Source organism: Rhodococcus sp. NPDC055112 (assembly GCF_053607505.1).
The window spans coordinates 1-21,325 of sequence record NZ_JBSGTR010000041.1 but is presented as its reverse complement, the minus strand read 5'-3'; the positions used below and the strand labels follow the sequence as shown (position 1 = coordinate 21,325).

Annotated in this window: 21 protein-coding genes and 1 pseudogene; 10 read left to right on the top strand and 12 right to left on the bottom strand. The window is 69.2% G+C overall.

The window, feature by feature from the left end; all coding sequences use genetic code 11:
- Positions 1-83: 83 nt before the first annotated feature.
- From ACWFRB_RS17780 to ACWFRB_RS17770, 3 genes are read left to right on the top strand one after another with little or no spacing between them, the layout of a single operon-like run.
- Positions 84-1,622: an arylsulfatase gene (locus ACWFRB_RS17780; RefSeq protein WP_452642422.1), complete on the top strand. Its 1,539-nt coding sequence runs from the start codon at positions 84-86 to the stop codon at positions 1,620-1,622.
- 5 nt (positions 1,623-1,627) lie between these two features.
- Entirely contained in the window at positions 1,628-2,569 is a 942-nt protein-coding gene (locus tag ACWFRB_RS17775) for an HAD family hydrolase (RefSeq protein WP_452642421.1), read from the top strand.
- Positions 2,570-2,591: 22 nt separating this feature from the next.
- Positions 2,592-3,527 carry a formylglycine-generating enzyme family protein gene (locus ACWFRB_RS17770; protein ID WP_452642420.1) on the top strand — a complete coding sequence of 312 codons (936 nt, stop codon included), beginning with the start codon at positions 2,592-2,594 and terminating at the stop codon, positions 3,525-3,527.
- Positions 3,528-3,555: 28 nt separating this feature from the next.
- Here the strand turns inward: ACWFRB_RS17770 and ACWFRB_RS17765 are convergent, their stop codons facing one another.
- From ACWFRB_RS17765 to ACWFRB_RS17740, 6 genes are all read right to left on the bottom strand, one after another.
- Positions 3,556-3,822, bottom strand: coding sequence for a DUF1876 domain-containing protein (locus ACWFRB_RS17765; RefSeq protein WP_452642450.1), 267 nt, complete (start codon positions 3,820-3,822; stop codon positions 3,556-3,558).
- Between the two features lie 78 nt (positions 3,823-3,900).
- Positions 3,901-5,574 carry an allophanate hydrolase gene (atzF, locus tag ACWFRB_RS17760; RefSeq protein ID WP_452642449.1) on the bottom strand — a complete coding sequence of 558 codons (1,674 nt, stop codon included), beginning with the start codon at positions 5,572-5,574 and terminating at the stop codon, positions 3,901-3,903.
- On the bottom strand, positions 5,574-7,550 hold the full coding sequence (locus tag ACWFRB_RS17755) for a 5-oxoprolinase/urea amidolyase family protein (RefSeq protein WP_452642448.1): 1,977 nt from the start codon (positions 7,548-7,550) through the stop codon (positions 5,574-5,576). The genes atzF and ACWFRB_RS17755 overlap by 1 nt, the downstream gene beginning before the upstream one ends.
- A gap of 26 nt (positions 7,551-7,576) precedes the next feature.
- The gene (locus tag ACWFRB_RS17750) at positions 7,577-8,233 is read right to left on the bottom strand and encodes an urea amidolyase associated protein UAAP2 (protein ID WP_452642419.1); all 657 of its coding nucleotides are present in this window, start codon (positions 8,231-8,233) and stop codon (positions 7,577-7,579) included.
- Positions 8,230-9,066, bottom strand: a complete 837-nt coding sequence (locus tag ACWFRB_RS17745) for an urea amidolyase associated protein UAAP1 (protein WP_452642447.1) — start codon at positions 9,064-9,066, stop codon at positions 8,230-8,232. Before ACWFRB_RS17745 ends, ACWFRB_RS17750 begins: the two co-directional genes overlap by 4 nt.
- Positions 9,067-9,084: 18 nt before the next feature.
- Complete coding sequence (locus ACWFRB_RS17740) at positions 9,085-10,602, bottom strand: amino acid permease (RefSeq protein ID WP_452642418.1); 1,518 nt, start codon at positions 10,600-10,602, stop codon at positions 9,085-9,087.
- A gap of 197 nt (positions 10,603-10,799) precedes the next feature.
- Between ACWFRB_RS17740 and ACWFRB_RS17735 the strand changes: the two genes are divergently transcribed.
- The 4 genes from ACWFRB_RS17735 to ACWFRB_RS17720 are packed head-to-tail and all read left to right on the top strand — an operon-like array spanning position 10,800 to position 14,198.
- Complete coding sequence (locus ACWFRB_RS17735; RefSeq protein ID WP_452642417.1) at positions 10,800-12,257, top strand: putative nucleotidyltransferase substrate binding domain-containing protein; 1,458 nt, start codon at positions 10,800-10,802, stop codon at positions 12,255-12,257.
- Positions 12,254-13,108, top strand: a complete 855-nt coding sequence (locus tag ACWFRB_RS17730; protein WP_452642416.1) for a Fic/DOC family protein — start codon at positions 12,254-12,256, stop codon at positions 13,106-13,108. Before ACWFRB_RS17735 ends, ACWFRB_RS17730 begins: the two co-directional genes overlap by 4 nt.
- A complete protein-coding gene (locus tag ACWFRB_RS17725) occupies positions 13,105-13,779 on the top strand; it encodes a TetR/AcrR family transcriptional regulator (protein WP_452642415.1) in 675 nt (224 codons plus the stop codon). Before ACWFRB_RS17730 ends, ACWFRB_RS17725 begins: the two co-directional genes overlap by 4 nt.
- Positions 13,776-14,198 (top strand): HIT family protein, encoded by a 423-nt coding sequence (locus ACWFRB_RS17720; protein WP_452642414.1) that lies wholly within the window; start codon positions 13,776-13,778, stop codon positions 14,196-14,198. Before ACWFRB_RS17725 ends, ACWFRB_RS17720 begins: the two co-directional genes overlap by 4 nt.
- Positions 14,199-14,627: 429 nt before the next feature.
- On the opposite strand, the gene ACWFRB_RS17715 is transcribed toward ACWFRB_RS17720, so the two are convergent.
- Positions 14,628-14,903: a hypothetical protein gene (locus ACWFRB_RS17715; protein WP_452642446.1), complete on the bottom strand. Its 276-nt coding sequence runs from the start codon at positions 14,901-14,903 to the stop codon at positions 14,628-14,630.
- Positions 14,904-15,230: 327 nt separating this feature from the next.
- Between ACWFRB_RS17715 and ACWFRB_RS17710 the strand changes: the two genes are divergently transcribed.
- On the top strand, positions 15,231-15,581 hold the full coding sequence (locus ACWFRB_RS17710) for a hypothetical protein (RefSeq protein ID WP_452642452.1): 351 nt from the start codon (positions 15,231-15,233) through the stop codon (positions 15,579-15,581).
- A 115-nt stretch (positions 15,582-15,696) separates the two neighbouring features.
- On the opposite strand, the pseudogene ACWFRB_RS17705 reads toward ACWFRB_RS17710, so the two are convergent.
- From ACWFRB_RS17705 to ACWFRB_RS17685, 5 genes and pseudogenes are all read right to left on the bottom strand, one after another.
- Positions 15,697-16,082, bottom strand: a pseudogene (locus tag ACWFRB_RS17705) (ATP-binding protein); the annotation flags it as partial.
- 112 nt (positions 16,083-16,194) lie between these two features.
- Positions 16,195-16,755 (bottom strand): CHAP domain-containing protein, encoded by a 561-nt coding sequence (locus ACWFRB_RS17700; protein ID WP_452642445.1) that lies wholly within the window; start codon positions 16,753-16,755, stop codon positions 16,195-16,197.
- A gap of 46 nt (positions 16,756-16,801) precedes the next feature.
- Positions 16,802-17,431: a hypothetical protein gene (locus ACWFRB_RS17695; RefSeq protein WP_452642413.1), complete on the bottom strand. Its 630-nt coding sequence runs from the start codon at positions 17,429-17,431 to the stop codon at positions 16,802-16,804.
- Entirely contained in the window at positions 17,424-18,704 is a 1,281-nt protein-coding gene (gene hisS / locus ACWFRB_RS17690) for a histidine--tRNA ligase (protein WP_452642412.1), read from the bottom strand. Before hisS ends, ACWFRB_RS17695 begins: the two co-directional genes overlap by 8 nt.
- A gap of 34 nt (positions 18,705-18,738) precedes the next feature.
- Entirely contained in the window at positions 18,739-19,419 is a 681-nt protein-coding gene (locus tag ACWFRB_RS17685) for an MBL fold metallo-hydrolase (RefSeq protein WP_452642411.1), read from the bottom strand.
- A gap of 188 nt (positions 19,420-19,607) precedes the next feature.
- Here ACWFRB_RS17685 and ACWFRB_RS17680 point away from each other — a divergent pair, with 188 nt between their 5' ends.
- Both ACWFRB_RS17680 and ACWFRB_RS17675 read left to right on the top strand, forming a co-directional pair.
- Positions 19,608-20,480 (top strand): peptidylprolyl isomerase, encoded by an 873-nt coding sequence (locus ACWFRB_RS17680; protein ID WP_452642410.1) that lies wholly within the window; start codon positions 19,608-19,610, stop codon positions 20,478-20,480.
- Positions 20,477-21,277 (top strand): peptidylprolyl isomerase, encoded by an 801-nt coding sequence (locus ACWFRB_RS17675; RefSeq protein ID WP_452642409.1) that lies wholly within the window; start codon positions 20,477-20,479, stop codon positions 21,275-21,277. The genes ACWFRB_RS17680 and ACWFRB_RS17675 overlap by 4 nt, the downstream gene beginning before the upstream one ends.
- Positions 21,278-21,325: the final 48 nt, after the last annotated feature.

The following is a 21,325-nucleotide window of genomic DNA, read 5'->3' as shown; positions in this document are numbered from 1 at the left end:
GCGTCGGAACCGCGACATTTCCGACGCCGGACTCATATCGGCACCGGGCGAACGCATCCGACCGCACACGCGAGGAGCGAACGATGGCGGACAGCAAACCAAACATCCTGGTGATCTGGGGCGATGACATCGGCATCACCAATCTCAGCTGCTACAGCGACGGGCTGATGGGATACCGGACACCGAACATCGACCGCCTCGCCGACGAGGGCATGAAGTTCACCGACTCCTACGGCGAGCAGAGCTGCACGGCGGGTCGCGCCTCGTTCATCACGGGTCAGAGCGTGTACCGCACCGGCATGAGCAAGGTCGGTATCCCGGGTGTCGACATCGGGCTGTCAGGCGAGGACCCCACCATCGCGGAGCTGCTCAAGCCGCTCGGGTACGCCACCGGGCAGTTCGGGAAGAACCATCTCGGCGACCTCAACAAGTACCTCCCGACCGTGCACGGGTTCGACGAGTTCTTCGGCAACCTCTACCACCTCAACGCCGAGGAGGAACCCGAGCTGCCCGACTTCCCCAGCGCGCTCGACTATCCCAAACTCCACGAGCTCGTCGCCCCGCGCGGTGTCCTGCACTGCTGGGCCACCGAGGAGGACGCAGGCGAGGTCGATCCGCGCTACGGACCGCTCGGGAAGCAACGCATCGAGGACACGGGGCCGCTGAGCAAGAAGCGGATGGAGACCATCGACGACGAGACGGTCTCCGCGGCAATCGACTTCATCACGCGGCAGAAGGAATCGGAGACACCGTTCTTCGTGTGGATGAACACCACGCACATGCACCTGCGGACCCACACGAAACCGGAGAGCGTGGGCCAGGCCGGGCACTGGCAGTCGCCGTACCACGACACCATGATCGACCACGACAAGCATGTCGGCAGGCTGCTCGACGCGGTCGACGAGCTGGGCCTCACCGAGGACACGATCGTCATCTACAGCACCGACAACGGACCACACGCCAATACCTGGCCGGACGGCGCGACCACGCCGTTCCGCAGCGAGAAGGACACCAACTGGGAGGGCGCCTTCCGCATTCCCGAGGTGATCCGCTGGCCGGGCAAGATCCCCGCGGGCAGCGTGTCCAACGAGATCGTCCAGCACCACGACTGGCTGCCGACCTTCCTGGCCGCCGCGGGCGCGCCCGGGGTCGTCGAGCAACTGAAGACCGGGCACACCGCAGGCGAGAAGACGTTCCAGGTGCACATCGACGGCTACAACCTGCTGCCGTATCTCACCGGCGAGGTCGAGACGTCCCCACGCCGGGGGCTGATCTACTTCTCCGACGACTGCGACGTGCTCGGTATTCGTTTCGACAACTGGAAGATCGTGTTCATGGAGCAGCGGGCGCAGGGCACTCTCGGGCTGTGGGCGGAGCCGTTCACTGCGCTGCGGGTACCCAAGGTGTTCAACCTGCGCACCGACCCATTCGAGCGGGCCGACATCACCTCGAACACCTACTGGGACTGGTTCCTCGACCACGACTACATCACCATCTACGGCACCTTCATCACCAGTCAGTTCCTCGAGACCTTCAAGGAGTTCCCCCCGAGGCAGGAACCGGCCAGCTTCACCATCGACCACGCGGTGGCGAAGCTGCACGCCTTCCTGGCGAGGGACTGACCGGCGTGGGGGCAGATCTGAGTTCATGGGCGGACGGATCGACCCGGTCAGCGATCGTCGACTTCGTCGAGCGGGTCACCACCGTTGGCGGCCCCGACTTCGTCGAACCAACGGACCGGGTGGCCGTCTTCGACAACGACGGCACGCTCTGGTGCGAGAAGCCGATGCCCATCCAGCTCGATTTCACCGTCCGGCGCTTCGCCGAGATGGCCGCGGCTGATCCGGCGCTCCAGCAGAAGCAACCCTGGAAGGCGGCCAACGAGCACGACCTCCGGTGGCTCGGCGCGGCGATGGTCAAGCACTACAACGGTGACGACGGCGATCTGAAGCTGCTGATGGGCGCGGTCACCGAGGCCTTCGATTCCGTCACGGTGGAGAACTACGACGCTCGGGTCCGCGCCTTTTTCGCCGGTGCCGACCACCCGACGCTCGGCCGCCCCTACCGGGGCTGCGGATACGCGCCGATGGTCGAGCTCCTGCGCTACCTGGAGGCGAACGGCTTCGTGAACTACATCGCGTCCGGCGGTGATCGGGACTTCATGCGCCCGGTTGCGGGCGAGCTCTACGGGGTGCCGCCGGAACGCATCATCGGCAGCGCCCTCGGCCTCTCGTACCGGGAGGGGGCGGAGGCAACGGACCTGCTCTACAAGGCCGCGATGGACTTCTTCGACGACGGACCGGAGAAACCGATCCGGATCTGGAGCCGGATCGGGCGTCGGCCGATCCTGTCGGTCGGCAACTCCAACGGCGACCTGCCCATGCTCGCCTTCTCGGGGCAGCCCGACCGCCCGTCCCTGCGGGCCCTGATCCTGCACGACGACGCCGAACGCGAATTCGACTACGTCGCAGGAGCCGAGCAGGCCCTCGATCACGCACGAGAGAAGAACTGGACCGTGGTGAGCATGAAGAACGACTGGACGGACGTCTTCTCGTCGGCCGTCACCTGATCAGGCAGTAGGAAAGGCTTCGTTGGAAACCCAGATCGTCTCCGAGGTCCGGCGCGTCCCCGCCCAGACCTTCTCGATGGGCTCGGATCGGCACTACCGGGAAGAAGGCCCGGCGCATCGCGTCGCGGTCGACGCCTTCGCCATCGAGACCCACCAGGTCACCAACGCGCAGTTCGCGCGATTCACGCGGGACACCGGCTACGTCACGGTCGCCGAACGCCCGCTCGATCCCGCCGAGTTCCCAGGGGCTCCCGCCACGAACCTGCAACCGGGCTCGATGGTGTTCACGCCGACGCCGGGTCCCGTCGACCTCCGTCACCTCAGCCAGTGGTGGACCTGGACCGTCGGTGCGTCGTGGCAGCACCCGACCGGCCCCTGCTCGTCGACGGCAGGCCTGGAGCAGCATCCCGTCGTCCATGTCGCGCACGAGGACGCGGAATCGTATGCACGGTGGGCGGGCCGGTCGCTGCCCACCGAGGCGCAATGGGAGGCGGCGGCGCGGGGCGGCCTCGACGGCACCGATTTCACCTGGGGCGACGACCCCGAAACCGGATCCAGTCCGCTGGCGAACTACTGGCACGGGGATTTCCCGTGGCGCGCCGAGCCGGGATACGGCACCACCACCGCCGTCGGCAGCTACCCACCGAACGAGTACGGCCTCTGTGACATGGCGGGCAATGTGTGGGAATGGACCGCGGACTGGTACTCGGACCGGCACCCCGACACGACGGAGTCGTGCTGCGCCCCCCGCAACCCGCGCGGTCCCGGCCGGTCGGAGAGCTTCGACCCCCGCCAGCCACAGTTCCTGGTTCCCCGCAAGGTGATCAAGGGCGGCTCGTTCCTGTGCGCGGACAGCTACTGCCGACGGTATCGGCCCGCGGCCAGGAGGCCGCAGATGATCGACACCGGGATGAGTCACATCGGGTTCCGCTGCGTCGCGGCCGTTCCCGGTTCGTAGCAGGACCGCCACGGCGAGCGGCGCGGGCCTAGCTGTAGAGATTCGACGGCTGCTTGGTGACCTCCTCGATATCGGCCGCGGTGGCCTCGATCAATTGGTGGGACAGGTCCGCCAGTGCACGTGCGGTCGCCAGTTCGTCGCCGATCGCCGGGACATCGGCGTCCTCCGGGTTGAGCCTGGCCAACCCGACGCCGACCATCTCGGGCTTGTCGCCCGCGCCCAGCCGTGCCTTGGCCCGCGTTCGGCCGTCGTGCTCGTCGATGACGACGCTCACCGACCACTGCTTCACGTCCATCATGCTCACCTCCTCGAGTCACACCTCAACCATTGCAGGCGCGCGGCCACCCGTCGAGGGCGCGAGACCAGCGGCCCCTCAGCCGAGCGCCCCCGCAGCCAGCGCCGCCTTCCAACCGCCGTACTCACTGATGTCGCGGCCGCCTGACGCCGCGGCGTGATCGCAACCGAACCCGGTCCCCCAGCTCCCGTCGTCGAACTCGACGGCGCCGAGTTGCATCGGTGTCGGCAGCGCGGCGAGGAAGCGCCCGAGGGCTGCCGGGGAGAGCAGCCACTTCTCCCCCGCGATCGACACCCCGCCGTCGGCCACCCGGATCAGTCCGGGCTTGCGGGGCACGGTGTCCAGGGCCGTGAGCCGGTAGTTCGGCGCTGTCCACACCGGTCCGAGCCAGCGGGCGCCCAGCGCGGTGAGCTGATGCTCGAGCGGCTGGCCGAGCAGGTGGGCGCCGAACACCGCCAGTTCGACCGTCGGCGCGGCCGCCGCCGACCATCCCTCGACCACCGAACCGCTCACCATCCCCGCGATGTCCGCCGCGACCGCGTCCTCGAAGGCCCGCGCCAGCACGGTCACCCCGAAGTGCGCGGGTCCCGCGCTCCCGGCGGGCACCGCCACCGCGCACAGGTCGAAGAGATTGCAGAAGTTGGTGTAGGTCCCCATCCGAGAGTTCACCCCGATCGGGTCGGCCGCGACCTCGGCGATGGTCGGATGCTCCGGCGCGGTGGGGATCATCAGGGCGTCTATGCCCTCCAACCGCGCCATCGCCGTGGCGCGCAGCCGCGTCAGACGGTTTCGATCGGCGATCAGCCGATGCGCCTCGATCTCGCCTGCAGGCGAGACGATCGCCCGCACGGTCGGGTCGACGGCGTCGGGCCGCGAGTCCACGAACTCCCCGACGGCCGCATACCTCTCCGCCACCAGCGCCCCGTCGTAGAGGAGCCTGGCCGCCGCCAGGAACGGGTCGAGGTCGATCTCCACGATCTCGGTGCCGGATTCGGCCAGCGCGCGGACCGCCACGCCGAACGCCGCCGCCCAGTCGGCATCGAGGCCGGGTAGCTCGCGCGGCACGGCCACCCGCGGCCGCGGCGGCGCGGCCAGCCGAACGTCCGCGGGCCAGGCTCGGCCCGGCGCACCCGCGGCGAGCACGGCCATTGCCCGGGTGGCGTCGTGGAGGTCGGGCGCGAAGATCGTCACGCAGTCGTAGGACGCGCACGCCGGCACGACTCCCTCGGCGGAGACGACCCCGTAGGTCGGTTTGATCCCGACGATCCCCTGCAGGGCGGCGGGCACCCGCCCCGATCCGGCGGTGTCGGTGCCGACCGCGAGGTCGACGAGACCGAGCGCGACCGCCACCGCGGAGCCCGAGCTGGAGCCGCCCGAGATGTACTCGGGGCGAAGGGAATCGCGCACCGCGCCGTACGGGCTCCTGGTACCGACGAGACCGGTCGCGAACTGGTCGAGGTTCGTCTTCCCGATCACCACCGCGCCCGCGGCCCGCAGGGCGGCAACCGACTCGGCGTCCGATCCCGGCAAGAAGGCGAACTCCTGGCAGGCGGCGGTGGTCGGCATCCCCGCCACGTCGACGTTGTCCTTGACAGCCAGCACCGTGCCGCGCAAGGGCGGAGCGTCGGCGCGCCGGTCCACCGCCTCCGCCTCCGCCACCGCCTCCTGCTCGGGGCGCAGGTGAATCCAGATCTCCGGCCGGTCGGCCGCCTCGATCGCGCGATACGCCGCCACGACCCGTTCCACCGCCATCATGCGGCCACCTCCTTTGCCTCGGTCTTGGCGAACTCCCCCGCCACGGACCAGGCCTCGCGTTCGGCCCCGAACGCCCTGGCCTGGGTGGCCCGGAACGCGTCGATCGACTCGGCGTTGTCCGCGAGGAAGCTGTCGTGTTCGGCGAGCGAGAAGCTGCCGTCGACGATCTGGACCCCGCCCGCTCCGCCCGCGGCCGTCTCGGCGCGCAACTCCAGCAGCTCATCGGGTTCGACGGGATACCAACTGATCCGGTCGAAGAACCGCAGCAGCCACGGGGTGCCTTCCTCGAACGGTCCCGACCGCTGGGGGTGCCGGTGGTTCCACACCTGGGTGGTGCGGCCGACGAACTGGTAGCCGCCGGGACCCTCCATCCCGTAGATGCAGAGGTAGGCGCCGCCGATCCCGACCGCGTTCTCCGGCGTCCAGGTCCTTGCCGGGTTGTACTTGGTGGTGACCAGCCGGTGCCTCGGGTCGAGCGGGGTGGCCACCGGCGCGCCGAGGTAGACGTCGCCGAGCCCGAGGACCAGGTACTGCGCGCCGAAGACGGTCTCGAAGACGTCGTTCACCGACTCCAGACCGTTCATCCGCCGGATGAACTCGATGTTCCAGGGGCACCAGGGCGCGTCGGCCCGGACGCCGTGCATGTACCGCTTGATCGCCTCGCGGGTGGACGGGTCGTCCCAGGACAGCGGCATCCGGACCTCGCGGCTGGGCACCACCAGTTCGGAGGCCTCGGGGAGCTGGTCCTCGGCCTCGGCGAGCAGGCCCATCAGTTTCGGGACCGGCAGCACGTCGGGGTCGACGCGAACCTGCAGCGACCGGATTCCGGGGGTCAGGTCGAGCAGGCCCGCCGGCTTCTCCGCCTCGAGCCGCTGGTGCAGGGCGTGTGCCCGCGCACGCAGGGCCAGGTCCAGGCTCATGTCGCCGTACTCGACGAGCACGTTGTCGTTACCGGAGCGCCGGTAGGTCACCGGGGTCGCCCCGTCCCGCCTGGCGATCACCCCGTCGTCACCGTCGCCGCCCCGTCCGAAGACAGTCGACAGGCTGGCCCGGCGACCCAGTCCCAGTTCGCCTCTCGACGCGGCGTGGGCCGCGCGGATGGGGACGAACCGGATGGTGTCCCCCGGGCTGAGCTGGCCGAGCTTCCATCGTTCCGCGGCCACCACGGTCACCGGGCAGACGAAACCGCCGAGGCTGGGGCCGTCGGGCCCGAGCAGGATCGGGGTGTCGCCGGTGAAATCGAGCGCGCCGACCGAGTAGGCGTTGTCGTGGATGTTGGACGGGTGCAGTCCCGCCTCGCCGCCGTCGGTGCGTGCCCAGTCCGGCTTCGGCCCGATCAGCCGGACGCCGGTGCGGTCCGAGTTGAAGTGCACCTCGTAGTCGGTGGCCAGCAGGGTGTCGATGTCCTCCCTGGTGAAGAACTCCGGCGCCCCGTGCGGACCCTCGGTGACCGCGATCTCCCAGTGGCCCCCGATCACCGGCCGGTGTTCCATCGGAACGGGTTGGGCGGCAGCCGGGTTCGATGCTCCGCCGCCTGCGACGAGCGCGTCGCCCTCGCGCAGGGTCCTGCCCTCGTGGCCGCCGAACCGCCCCAGGGTGAAGGTCGCGGCGCTGCCCAGGTAGTCCGGCACGGTCAGTCCACCCCGGACCAGGACGTAGATCCGCAGGCCGGGACCGCTGACCGCGCCGACGTCGAGGACGCCGCCCGCGGGCACGGCGACCGCCTGCCAGGACGGGACGGGCCTGCCGTCGACCGTGACGGCCGTCGGCGCGCCGGTCACGCAGACCGTCGTCGCCTCCGCGAACCGCAGGGCTGGGCCTGCCATGGTGCACTCGAGGCCGGGGGCGCCCTCGTCGTTGCCGAGCGCGACGTTGCCGAGCCGGAAGGACAGGTCGTCCATCGGCCCCGACGGCGGCACCCCGATCTGCCAGTACCCCACCCGACCGGGCCAGTCCTGCACTGCCGTCAGCATTCCCGGCCGCTGCACGGTGACGGCGTTCACCGGTTCACCCCAGCAGGCCGGGTGACGATCATCCGGACCTCGGTCGGGTCGAAGCCGTTGCACGGGTTGTTGATCTGCGGGCAGTTCGAGACAAGCACCAGGGTGTCCACCTCGGCCCGCAGGGCGAGCCGCTTGCCGGGCGCGGACAGCCCGTCGACGATCCCGAGGGTGCCGTCGGCGTCGACAGGCACGTTCATGAAGAAATTGATGTTGGAGACCAGATCACGCTTCCCCAGGCCCCATTTCGCGCCCTCGGCCAGGAAGTTCTCCACGCAGGCATGCTGGTGCTTGGTGTGGTGGCCATAGCGCAGCGTGTTCGATTCCTGCGAGCAGGCGCCGCCGACGGTGTCGTGGTTGCCGACCTCGTCCGCGACGATCGTCATGAGCGCGCTCGAATCGTCGGCCCGCAGCACGCTTCCCGTGGTGAGGAAGAGGTTGCGTTGCGCGGCAACGGTCGCGGCGGCCGAGTAGCGGACGGCGTGGTCGGCGGCGGCGTAGAAGAGGCTGTCGACGGCCTGGTTTCCGTGCAGGTCGACGATGGTCAGAACGTCGCCCGCGCGAACGATCGCCGACCACGGTCCGCGGGCGCCGACGGTCTCGTCGAGAACGACGGTGCCAGGGACGAGGGCGGGGATGTCGAGGGTGGAGGTCATGATGCGTCCTTTCCGAACTGTCCGGCGGCCCAGGCGTCTTCGCTGTTGAGAACCGCCCGCCGGTACTCGGGGTCCTCGTTGGTCAGGGCGCCGAGATCGGCCACCGCCTCCCATGCGAGCACCTCGAGGGAGGTGGTCGGGTACGTCGGCGCCGGGTCGAGCGGGTGCGCGGTGTTCGCGATGAGCACGATCACCGGCAGGTGGATCAGCAGCTCGAGTCCCGCTCCGGCCCCTGCATTCCCGGTGCTGGTGAGGGCACCGTCCGCCTCGACCCGGACGCCGTGGAAGAAGCTCAGCGCCGGTGGCAGGTCGCGAGGGGCGAGGCCGTGCTTCGCGGCGGCGAGCGTCAGCAGCTCCCGGCCCGCGGGGGCGCCCGAGTGCGCGGCGCCCTCTCCGTACCGGGCGAGGTTGTCGGCCAGGCTGCTGGTGCCGCAGAAGGCGTCGTGCCGTCCGGAGGTGTCGGCGACGATCGTGGCCAGGACCCGCCCCTGATCGGAGAGCAGCGGGTGCCCGGTACCGAGGTAGGCCTGCCAGGGCACCTTCACCGTGTCGGCCGCGTTGAGCCGTTCCCACGGCGCGTCAGCGCGGTAGAGCAGCAGGTTCGCGCACGCGGACCCGGCGAGGTCACGCAGCCGCAGCCGGGTGCCGCGGGCCAGCACCTTCGAGGTGTAGCGGCCACCCGGTACGGTCTCCGCCCAGGTCAGGTGTTCGGCGGGAACACCATCCGGTGGGCTGGGCCACCGGGATGCAGGCAGCACCGGCATCGAATCGGTGATCTCGCCCGCCTGTGCGCGGGCGTGCGCACGGGCAGCGGTCGTGGTGTTCGTGTTCATGTCAGTGCTGGTCACTGCCTAGGCTCCGATCGTGACGGGGTTCGGTACGGCCTTGCCGCGCGGGTAGCAGAGGGCTCCGATGAGCACCACCGCCGCGACGGTGAGCGGCGCGGCCCATTGCAGGAGGGGGAATTCGCCTGTCGGGTTGAAGATCTCGGCGCGCGGCCAGGACAGGTTGACGACCATGAGCGCGCCGTAGAGGACCGCCGCGATGTTGACGGGGATCCCGAACTTCCCGAGCGAGAACAGCAGGCGTCCCTCGGCGTCCACCTGCGGCCCGCCGCTCGGCCAGCCGCTGAGCCTGCGCACCAGCAACGGCACGGTCACCATGAGGTAGGCCAGATAGATCAGCACGATGCACACGCTCGAGAGGGTGGTGAAGATCGCGGAGTTGCCGACGTTGACGGCCAGCACCGCCACGCACAGCAGGCCGATCAGGACGGAGGGCGCGATCGGGGTCCCGGTGCGGGGGTTGACCCGGGCCAGCACCGTGGAGGCGGGCAGTCGACCGTCGCGGGCCATCGAGAACATCAGCCGCGAGGCCGCGGTCTGGATGGCGAGGGTGCACACGAACACCGCGATGGCGACGTCGATCAGCAGCAGCGTCCCCCACGGCGAGGAGAGGATCGAGGTCAGCACGTACGGCAGGCCCTCGGTGGCGAGTCGGCCGTCGGTGAGGCTCGGCGCGGCCATCAGCGCGCCGACGATCATCAGGCCGCCGCCGATGGCGGAGACCGAGAGCGCGAGCCGGATGGTGCGGGGCGCGACCCGGCGCGGATTGCGGGTCTCCTCCGCGAGCTCGCCCGCGGAGCCGAATCCGACCATCACGTAGGCGGCCATCAGCCCGGAGACGATCCAGGCCCAGATGTACCCCGGCTGGGTGCCTGCCTCGCCCGTGTCGAACACGACGTCGGGCCCGCGCTGGGCGTGGGTGAAGAACATCCCGACCACGGCGATGACGCCGATGATCTCGCAGGTGACGCCGATGTTGTTGATTCGCGACATCCAGTTGACGCCGATGCAGTTGATGGTGGTCGTCAGCACCAGCAGCACCGACCCCAGCAGCACCGCGTTCGCGGCGCCGCTCAGCGAGGTCAGCACGCTGTCCTCGCCGACGATCTGGAATCCGCTCCACACCGTCGGCAACACGACCTGGAGCGCGATGGCCGCGGCGGAGGCCGTGACGATCTGGGCCAGGATCATGAACCAGCCGGCAAACCACCCGACGAGCTCGCCGCCCATTCGCCTCGACCACTGGTAGATCGCGCCGGAGATCGGGTAGCGGGCGGCGAGTTCGGCGAAACAGAGGGCCACCATGAACTGGCCGATGAACACGCACGGCCAGGTCCAGAAGAACGCGGGTCCGGCGAAGCTGAAACCGAGACCGAACAGCTGAAAGATCGTGGTCAGGATCGAGACGAAGGAGAAGCCGGCCGCGAACGAGGCGAATTTGCCCAGCGACCGGTGCAGCTGTTGTTCGTACCCGAATTCCGCCAGGTCGTCGTGGTCCTGGGACTGAGATGCGACGGTCGTCATGGGCTCTCCTGCGAGGCGGGCGGCGGAGTATCTGTCAGTTGATAGTTTTCCGTTCGACCAGCTCGCATGGGTGTCCCGCACGTTTCGAGGTTCGGGCTTTCCGTTGCGTCTCAATGTCATTCGTTACGCCGATATTGCGAACTGCTCACCTCCGCCGCCTGCGGCATCGGAACACCGAGTCCTGGAAGGATGTGGCCATGAAGGCCGTACAGAGCAAGGACGGTGGTGGCGGACCCGCCCCGCTGGTCGTTCGCGATCCGGCGATGCGCCGGGCGGGCGAGCTGCTGCGCGGACCCGCCCTGACCTGTCCCCCGGACAGCACCGCCCGCGAGGCGGCCGAGCTGATGACCAGGGAGAGCAGGCGCTACGTCGTCGTCCCGCTGGCCGGGGGCTCATACGGGATCTTCACCGACGGCGACCTGCGCAGGCGTGTGGTGGCCGCCGGGCTCGGCACCCACACACCGGTTTCGGCCGTGATGACAGCACCCGCACGCACCGTTCCCGCGGACCGTCTCGGCGCGGATGTCCTGATGGACATGCTCGAACGCGGGGTGCGGCATGTGCCGGTGCTGTCCGAGACGGGTGCACTGCTCGGCGTCCTCGAGGACGGTGACCTGCTGGCCACCGCGACCCGCAGCGGGTTCCTGCTCCGGGCCGCCGTGGCCAGGGCCGCCACCCCGGATGCGCTGGTCGCGGCCACCGCGCAGGTACCCGAGCTGGTGCTCGGTCTCTGGCGGGCGAGGGTCGCACCGCTTGACGTCTCCGCGATCCTCTCTGTGATCGTGGACGCCACCGCCGCGCGGGCCCTGCACCTGGAGACCGGGTCCGCGAGGTCCGGCCGGACACCGTTCACGTGGCTCTCGCTCGGCAGCGTCGCCCGCCGCGAGGCGATGCCCGGCTCCGATGTCGACAGTGCCCTGGTGTGGGCGGACGACGACCAGCGGCCGGACACCGAGACGGAACTGATGGCCACCGCCGCGCGGGTGCACCGCCTGCTCGACCGGTGCGGCTTCCCGTCCGACGAGAAGGGGGCCACCGCCGCGCGACCGCGTTTCGCGCGGTCCGCCGGGACCTGGATGCACGCCGCGGACCAGTGGATCGCGGACCCGTACGAGGACAAGGGAGTCCTGATGATCTCCCTGCTCACCGACAGCCGGGTCACCTGGGGAAGCGACGCCCTCGACCTGTCCGCGCAGGTCTCGGCCAGGACGGGGGCGACCGCCTCGGCGATGAAGCTCCTGCTCCGCGAGGCAGTCGAGGACAAGGTCCGCATCCACTCGCTGCGCCAGGTCCTCACCCGACGGACCGATTCGGTGAACCTGAAGTCGCAGGGTGTGATGCCGATCGTCAACATCGCGCGCTGGGCGGGCCTGTCCGCCGGTCTGGGCGCCGGATCGACCCCCGCGCGCCTGCAGGCCGCGGCGGACACCGGGCTCCTACCGGACGACGACGCCCGGATCCTGGCGGAATCCTTCGACGTCCTGCAACAGATCCGGCTGCGCCATCAGTGCGAGCAGCTCGAACAGGGTCTGCCGGTCACCGACGACCTCACCATCGCCTCGCTTACCCCGCTCTACCGCAGTCTGCTCGCGAACGCCGTTCGCGAGATCGCGGGTGTGCAACGCAAACTCGCCTACGCGGGCCCGGGCGCGTGAACCCCTCCGAACGCTGGCCTGCACTGTTCACCCGGCTCGACGAACGGCAGACACGCGCAGTGGACCAGACCGTCGCCGCCGAGTGCCTCGAAGGCTGGGAGCCGCGCCCGGACCAGATCGCTGATCTCGTCGCCGTGTTGCTCAGCGAGCTCACCGTCGGCAGCTACCTGGTGAACTGCCGCGCCGAGGCCGACACCTTTCGCCTCGCCGTGCCGCCACGTCGACGGCTGTTCCTGCGGCGTCACCCGTACCTGGTCCCGGGAACCCGGGTGCTGCGGAACAACTTCGACTACCGAGACGGCGCCGCGCTGCGTTCGATCGAGTTCACCGCGACCGCCGTTCGCATCCTCCAGGTGCACGACGGCCGGCCGGATGTCGGTTCCGGCTTCGACGGCACCCACCTGTGCGAGCTCCACCAGCACGTGTTCGGCGACGTATTCGCGTGGGCTGGTCAGACCCGGATCGTCGACATCACCAAGCGTGGCAACGAGTTCGCACCGGTCCCCGCGATCGACGACTATCTCGGCCTCGTCGCCGGGTATGTCGCCGACGCCGACTGGGCGACACCCGACAGGGGCGCGCTCGCCTTCACGCTCGCGCGGATCTACGCCACCCTCAATCACGCCCACCCGTTCCGCGAGGGCAACGGCCGGACCGCGACGCTGTTCCTGCACCAGTTGGCGGCGCTGACCCCGTTCCGTCTCGATCTGTCCGCTGTGAGCGTCCGCGACTGGACAGATGCCTCGAGCGACTCGGCGCCGTTCCGTCGCTCCGGTGAACCGTCACCCCGGCCCCTGATGCCGATCTTCCACCGCGCGCTCGCCCCGCGAACTGACAGGATGGAGGCGTGACCAACGCAGGCCCAGGACGACCCCGCCTGACGAAACAGCGCAGGCCCGGTCCCACCGCACAGGCCGAGATCCTCGACGCCGCGGCGGAACTGTTCACCACCAAGGGATTCGCGTCGACGTCGACTCGGCAGATCGCCGAGATGGTCGGGATGCGGCAGGCGTCGCTGTACCACCACTTCGCCACCAAGGACGACATCCTGGCGGCCCTCCTCGAGCAGACGGTCACCGCCCCGCTGGAGCTCGCCAACCGGCTCGCGGCGACGTCAGAGCCCGCTGCGGTGCGGTTGTACGCGTTGCTCCTCTTCGACAGCGGCCAGTTGATGGCGGGCAGGTGGAACCTCGGCGCCCTGTACCTGCTGCCCGAGCTGCGCACCGAGCGCTTCTCCCGATTCCGGGAGGAACGCCGGCAGCTGCGCCGCCGATACCGTGACCTCGCGGCCGGAGTCCTCGCGGAGCTCGGTGCCGACGACGAGTCCCGCGCGGGCCTGCCCTTCCGGATCGTGGAAACGGTGATCAACGAGCGCAGCGACACCGAGGGCGGCGGCACCGGCACGGGCGAGCAGTCGCCTGTGCTGCTGGCCGAGGCAGGCCTGCGGGTGCTGGGCTGGCACGATGCCGAATCCCTTCGGGCCCAGGCCGAGCGACTACTGGCCGCGACCAGGTCCGCATGAGCACCGATTGCGCCTTCTGCGACGTGGTCGCCGCCCCGGCCGGGTCCCACGTCGTGTTCGAGAACGCCGACACCGTCGCTTTCCTCGACCACCGCCCGGTGTTCAAGGGTCATGTGCTGCTGGTGCCGCGGCTCCACGTCCCCACCCTGCCCGAGCTCCCCGCCGGGCTGGTCTCCCCACTGTTCACGGTCGCGCAACGTCTTTCGGAGGCCGTGGTCACCGGGCTGGGCGCGCAGGGCTCATTCGTCGCGATGAACAACGTGGTCTCGCAGAGCGTTCCACACCTACACGTGCACATCGTGCCACGCACCAAGGGCGACGGGTTACGCGGCTTCTTCTGGCCCCGCACCAGGTACACCGACGACAGCGAGGCCGTCGACCATGCCACCCGAATTCGTGCCGCGTTGCGATTCCCCTAATCGCGGCCTTCCCCCTAGTTGTTCCCCCCTTTTCGAGAGAATCACTTCCAATCGGCGCGGCGCTGCAGTACCAATGACGTGTGGCGCCGCCGTGACCCCCGACCCCGGCGGCGCCACACTCACGACAAGGTGCGTGGGCTGATCCCGACGATCCCGATCGAGGCCATAAGCTTGGCCGCCTTCTTCTCTGTGACCGTCTCGCCGGGCGCCCGCAGGTCCACGGTGATCTACGGCGAGCCGTAGACGCCCGTAGACGCCACCGGATGCCCGGTGGTGATCGACAATCGTGATCGTCAGCTCCACCCTCCTCCTGTATTGAGAACTCAGTTCTCTTGCAGTGGAACACTTCACGTGCCTGCAGTACCCGGGGTCGATACCTTCATAAGTTGGTCCATCCGATGATCTCAGTGGTCGCACACTCTGCAGCCATCAGCTCGAAACGCTCCACATCTGCTGATTCGCGGCAAAGTTCTCCCAAGGACTTCGTCCAGGGAGATACCCCCAGCCGACGCCCTTTTTCAGAAACGCGATGTCCTTCTCCTGCTCGGCGACCTGCTTGCGCATTCGGGCGAGTTCGGTGCGTTCTGCTGGGCTTAGGGGCTGGTCGTCGTGGGCGGCAGCGGACTGGTTGCGGCGGCGTTCGTCGGCGATCCACCGTCCGAGCATGCCATCGTTGACCCCGAGGTCGCGGGCGACGTCGGCGATCGTGCGACATCGATCACCCGATGGGCCGCGTCAACCTTGCACTCGATCGTCAATGACCCACGGGTACAAGACATCTGAACATCCTTCCAGCGGGATCATCGATCCCGCTATCTCGGTGTCCAACATCCGAAGGAACCTCACGGCACCTGGGCGGCACCCAACTAGGAGCGCTAGCAGTGTCTTTCGCCTTGGACGCTCAGCTCGGAATCGAATCTGGCGATCCGAGGCAATCTGGACTACCGTCCTTACGGTCTGGACGGACGTCCAGGTTGCGTCCCGACTATAGGACGTAGAGGGTTTCACATTCTGACAGTGGGGGTTTAGTTGATGTCGGTATTGAAGTCTCGCTCGCTCACGCGTGCCGCGATGATGGCGTTTGCGGCAGCGAGCATTGGCGGTGGCCTTGCGGTCGCGACACCGAGCGTTGCCGCGGCCCAGGGGAGCAGCGCCACCCCCGCCGTTGCCGTCCGGTGCGGCTACTACACGCAGCTGGATGGGCTGGGCGTCACCTTCGCCTACTATCGCACGTGTGATTTGCTCGCTCACAGGATCAACATCAACACCCTGTTCGCCCCGGACCACCAAATCTGCGTACCGGCAGGCCAGGTTGCAACTATTGGCAACGTGTCAGGACACGCCGGAGCCATCCGAAATGCGGTGAAGATCGGCTACTGCTGATCACATCTCGTAGCTGAAGACTGACCCGCGGCCTATGTTGCCAATTGGTGGCGTAGGTCGCGGGTCCGCCCCCAGTTGGCCAAGGGTTCACATCACATCCACCTGAGTCTCTCGCATGAGCCTTGAGTTGCACCCCATCGAGCTGAGGGAAGTGGGCGCGATGGCCGGCATGCGCGGCATCGCGGGCCAACCCAATTGACAGGTGGGTCTTGCCGACCCCGGGCGGGCCCCGATGAGCAGCACGTTGATCGCGGCCTTGAGGAACCAGCAGGTGCAGAACTCGGTGATCAGCTTGCGGTCGACACCCAGGGCGGCCTCGTGGTCGAAGTCGGCGAGCGACACCAGGGTCGGCAAGCACGCGAACCGCAACCGGCCGGCCAGACGCCGGGCTGCGGTGGTGTCGACCTCGATCGACGGCAACTCCTCGAGGGTGGCGGTCATCGACAGACCCTTCTTCCTGTGCACGTCGAGGACCGACGGCAGCGACCCTGCGGCGTCGTAGGAAAGCACTCTCGATCGGCGCGGCGCTGCAGTACCAATGACGTGTGGCGCCGCCGTGACCCCCGACCCCGGCGGCGCCACACTCACGACTTTCCCCGATGACGTGACGCGGTCAGGAAGCGAGCCGGCCGAACCCGACCACCGCGGAGTCGCCCGACCAGTCGAGCGTGTGCACCCGGATCCGGCCGAACTCGTTGCCGCCCACAGTCGTTGCGGTGTCCCCTTCGACCGCAACCACGATGTTGGTGTGCTGGCCGACCCAGCTGCGGTTGTTGTAGAGCACCACGTCACCGACCGCCGGGCGATAGCCGCCGTCGACCGGCTCGAACCGCCCCTGCGATTCGTAGTAGGCCTGCAGCGTGTAGACCCCGGGAATCCGCCAGTGACCGGAGTTCGGGTTCGACAGCGGCTGCTGGGCCTCCCGCATGATCCAGCTCACGAAATCCGCGCACCAGGGTTCCTCCACGCCCTCGGCGTAGAAGGTCCCCGGCCGCTGGCTCCGGTGCTCGGCCTCGAGGAGGGTGACGACCCGCGCCTGCTCCGGCGACAACGCCGCCAGGTCGACCGCCGGGAATTCGGTGGTGTCCCAGGGCAGATAGCGGGTCGGTGCCGCCCACAACACCCCGACCACGACGACGGCGATTGCCGCGAGGGCGGAAACGACCCAGACCATCGGGCGGCGACGGCGGCGGGTCGACTCGGGAGCGGAGGTCACCGCATCAGTCTGCCAGCCCGGCGACTTCGTGGTCGGTGAGAACGGTCTGCGGAACGCGGCCGGCCTCGCGCGCGGTCTGCACCGCCCGGTAGAGCGGCCGCTCCTCCAGCCCGGCACCGCGCGCCTCGGCGCGCAGCTGCCCGATCAGGACGGAGGCGACGGCCACCGCTGGGGCCAGTTCGCCCGCATCCAGCGCATCGGCCAGCGAGCGCAGCCCGAGCAGGTCGAGTTCGCGACCGCCGTCGTCGGTGTACAGCGCCAGCGGGATCGAGATCAGTGCGTTGCCGTCACTGATCCGGACGCCGACCTGACTGACCCGTGCCGCCCGCACCACCACCTCGGTGCTCACCGCCCGGCTTGCGTCCACCGACCTGGTGCGCACGCCGTGGCGCGCGTGGATCGTGGTGCCCGTCAACCAGATCCGCCGACGCAGGGTCAGCAGCGCCGACAGTGCGGTCGGCACCGCGATGATCGCGCCGACGAGCACCGCGATCCCGACCGAGGCGAAGAGGCCGACGATGACCGCGATGACGACGCCCAGCAGGACGGCGCCGAGCGCGAGCTTGCGCAGCCGGGGCGCGATCAGCGACGACGGAATGAGGTCGAGGGGCACCGACCCGGCGGGGTCACCCATCGGTGAGGATCGCCCCGACCTCGGTGACCACCTCGCCGAGCTGGACCTGGCGCTGGTCGCCCGTCGCGAGGTCCTTGACGCCGATCACGCCGTCCGCGATGTCCCGCTCGCCGAGCACGAGAGCGAGCCTGGCCCCCGAACGATCCGCGGCCTTCATCGCGCCCTTGACGCCGCGACCGCCGTAGGCCATGTCGACCCGGATCCCGGCCGCGCGCAGCCGCGCCGCGATCACGACCATCTGTGCCTTCGCCTCGTCGCCGAGGGGAACCCCGAACACCTCGCAGCGCGCCGGGCTGCCGACGGTCTTACCCTCGGCCGCCAGGGCCAGCACGGTGCGGTCGACGCCGAGCCCGAAACCGATGCCCGACAGCGGCTGCCCGCCGAGCTGCTCCATCAGGCCGTCGTAGCGACCGCCACCGCCGATGCCGGACTGGGCGCCGAGGCCGTCGTGGACGAACTCGAAGGTGGTCTTTGTGTAGTAGTCCAGGCCGCGCACCATCCGCGGGTTCACCACGTATGGCACCCCGAGCGCGTCCAGGTGCGCGAGCACCTCGTCGAAGTGCGCCTTGGCCTCCTCCGAGAGGTGGTCGAGCATCAGCGGGGCGCCCGCGGTCATCTCCTTGATGTGCGGACGCTTGTCGTCGAGCACGCGGAGCGGGTTGATCTCCGCGCGCCGCCGGGTGTCCTCGTCCAGGTCGAGGCCGAACAGGAACTCCTGCAACAGCTCCCGGTACTGGGGGCGGCAGCTGTCGTCGCCGAGGGAGGTGATCTCCAGCCGGAAGCCCTCGAGACCGAGGCTGCGGAAGCCGGCGTCGGCGATGGCGATCACCTCGGCGTCCAGCGCCGGGTCGTCGACACCGATCGCCTCGACGCCCACCTGCTGCAGCTGCCGGTACCGGCCCGCCTGCGGTCGCTCGTAGCGGAAGAACGGCCCGGAGTAGCTGAGCTTGACCGGGAGCTGACCGCGGTCGAGCGCGTGCTCGATCACCGCGCGCATCACGCCCGCGGTGCCCTCCGGTCGCAGCGTCACCGACCGGTCGCCGCGATCGGCGAAGGTGTACATCTCCTTGCTGACCACATCGGTCGACTCGCCGACTCCGCGAGCGAACAGACCGGTGTCCTCGAAGATCGGCAGCTCGATGTGGCCGTAGCCCGCGAGCCGAGCGGCGCGGGTCAGGCCGTCACGGACGGCGACGAACTCCGCGGACGCGGGCGGCACGTAGTCGGGAACGCCCTTGGGGGCGGAAAATGCGGTGTTACTGGGCTTGCTCACGGGTCTAGTTTCTCCTATCAGACAACACGAGCCCCTAATTGGATCCGGCCAGTCCGACCAGGAACGGGTTGGACGCCCGTTCCTGTCCGATCGAGGTCGACCCGCCGTGACCCGGCAGCACCGCCGTCTCGTCGGCGAGCACCAGCAGCTTCGCCGCGATCGACCGCAGCAACTGCTCGTGATCGCCACCCGGCAGGTCACTGCGGCCGATGGACCCGGCGAACAGGGTGTCACCGGTCAGCGCGATCTGCACAGGTCCGTCGTCAGTGTCCGCGACCGTCCTGAGCACCACCGAACCCTGGGTGTGGCCAGGGGTGTGATCGACGGTCAGCGACATTCCTGCCAGCTCGAGGACGTCGCCGTCGGCCAGCTCGATCACCTCCCGCGGCTCGTGGAACTCCGCGTCCCCCAGCATCGCGGCCAGCGCGGGTCCGGTCCCCCGCAGCGGGTCGCTGAGCATGTAGCGGTCCTCCGGGTGGATGTAGGCGGGGATGCCGAACTTCTCGCAGACCGGTTCGACCGACCAGGTGTGGTCGAGGTGGCCGTGGGTGAGCAGCACCGCCGCCGGCGTCAGCGACGACTGCGCGAGGAACTCGATGAGCGGCTCGGCCGCGTTCTGACCTGGATCGACGACGATGCACTCGCTCGCGCCGTCCTGGGCGAGGATGTAACAGTTCGTCTGAAACGCTCCGGCCGGGAATCCGGTGACGAGCACGGCGATCGCTCCTAATGACGTGGGTGTCGGTCCGGGGTGAGGACCGGATACAGCCTATGCGGCCTCTTCTCAGGATCAGATGGCAGACTCACTCAGCGACCAGTCGAAGCCATGTCGCGAGCGAAGAGGCTTCGCCCGAGACCGCGACAATGCCCGAGGCTTCGCCCGAGGAGAAGAGGTATGCAGCAGTGCCGACCAATGAGCAGCGACGCCAAGCCGCCAAGCGAAAGCTGGAACGGCAACTCGAGCACCGAGCCGAGCGGGCCCGCAAGCGCAAGCAGATGACCATCGGGGCCTCCGCCCTCGGGGTCGTACTCGTGGTCGCCGCAGGCGCCTTCATCTACTCCCTGACCAGTGACGAGGATGCGTCCGAGGCGTCGGACACCTCGACGTCCGCCGCGGATTCACCGACTCCCGGTGTGATGCCCGCCGGCCGGTCCCAGGCGCTGCCCGCGACGGTCGACTGCGGCTACACGCCGGACGGCACGCCGCCCGCCAAGCCCGCGAACCTCCCCACCAGGACCGGGGTGCCCGCGGAGGGCACCGTCACGGTGAACCTCGACAGCGACCAGGGCCCGATCCCCCTCACGCTCGACCGCGCGAAGTCGCCCTGCACCGTCAACAGCATGGTCAGCCTCGTGCAGCAGGGCTACCTCAACGACACCCCGTGCCACCGCCTGAGCACCAGCGGGCTGAAGATCCTGCAGTGCGGCGACCCGACCGGAATGGGTACCGGCGGCCCGGGCTACGGCTACGAGAACGAGTTCCCGACCGATCAGTACAACCCCGACGACCCGAACCTCGGCGAGTCCGTCACCTACCCGCGCGGCACCATCGCGATGGCGAACACCGGCCAGCCCGGCAGCAACGGCAGCCAGTTCTTCCTGGTCTACGACGACTCGCCGCTGCCCCCGATGTACACGGTGTTCGGCACCATCTCCGACGAGGGCCTGGCGACGATCGAGAAGGTCGCGTCGGCAGGCGACGACGGTTCGATGCCCGCGGGTGGCGGCAAGCCGAACCTCCCGATCAAGATCACGACCGCGAGCGTGGCGGCATGAGGGCCCCGGTGAGCGTCCGGCGGGGCGTGCTGGCCGCGGCGGGCATCGGCCTGCTGCTGGCGTCGAGCGCCTGCTCGAGCGACGACAGCTCCTCGACCCCACCGACGACGCGCACGTTGGCCAGCCAGCAGAGCAAGGCTCCGGACCTGTCCGGATACCCGCCGTTGCCTGCCCCGGCCGCTCCTGCCTCGGCGACGGTGTCCTGTTCGTACCCGCCTGCGGGCCAGTCGTCCAAGGAGGTCCAACCGCCGAGCACCGAGGGCGTCTCCACCGCGGGCACCGTCTCCCTCGCGATGGCGACCACGCAGGGCCCGATCGGCCTCACCCTGGACCGCGCCGAGGCGCCGTGCACGGTCAACAGCTTCGTCGGCCTGGCCGAGCAGGGCTATTTCGACGACACCCCCTGCCATCGGCTGGTGACCGGCCAGGGCCTGCAGGTGCTGCAGTGCGGCGATCCCTCGGGCGTCGGAAACGGCGGCCCCGGCTACCGCTTCGCGAACGAGTACCCGACCACGGCCTTCGCCGAGGGTGACCCGGCCGCCAAGCGCGGCATGCTCTACCCGCGCGGGACGATCGCGATGGCCAACTCGGGTCCCGGTGGTACCAACGGCAGCCAGTTCTTCCTGGTCTACGCGGACTCGGTGCTGCCCCCGCAGTACACCGTGTTCGGCACCATCTCCGACGAGGGCCTGGCCACCATCGAGAAGATCGCCGCCGAGGGCGACGACGGCTCCATGTCCGCGGGCGGCGGCAAGCCGAACACCCCGGTGCAGATCGAGACCGTCAAGGTCAGCTAGGCGCTCCGCGCCCGTGCGCGGTTGACGAGTCCTCGGACTCGTCAACCG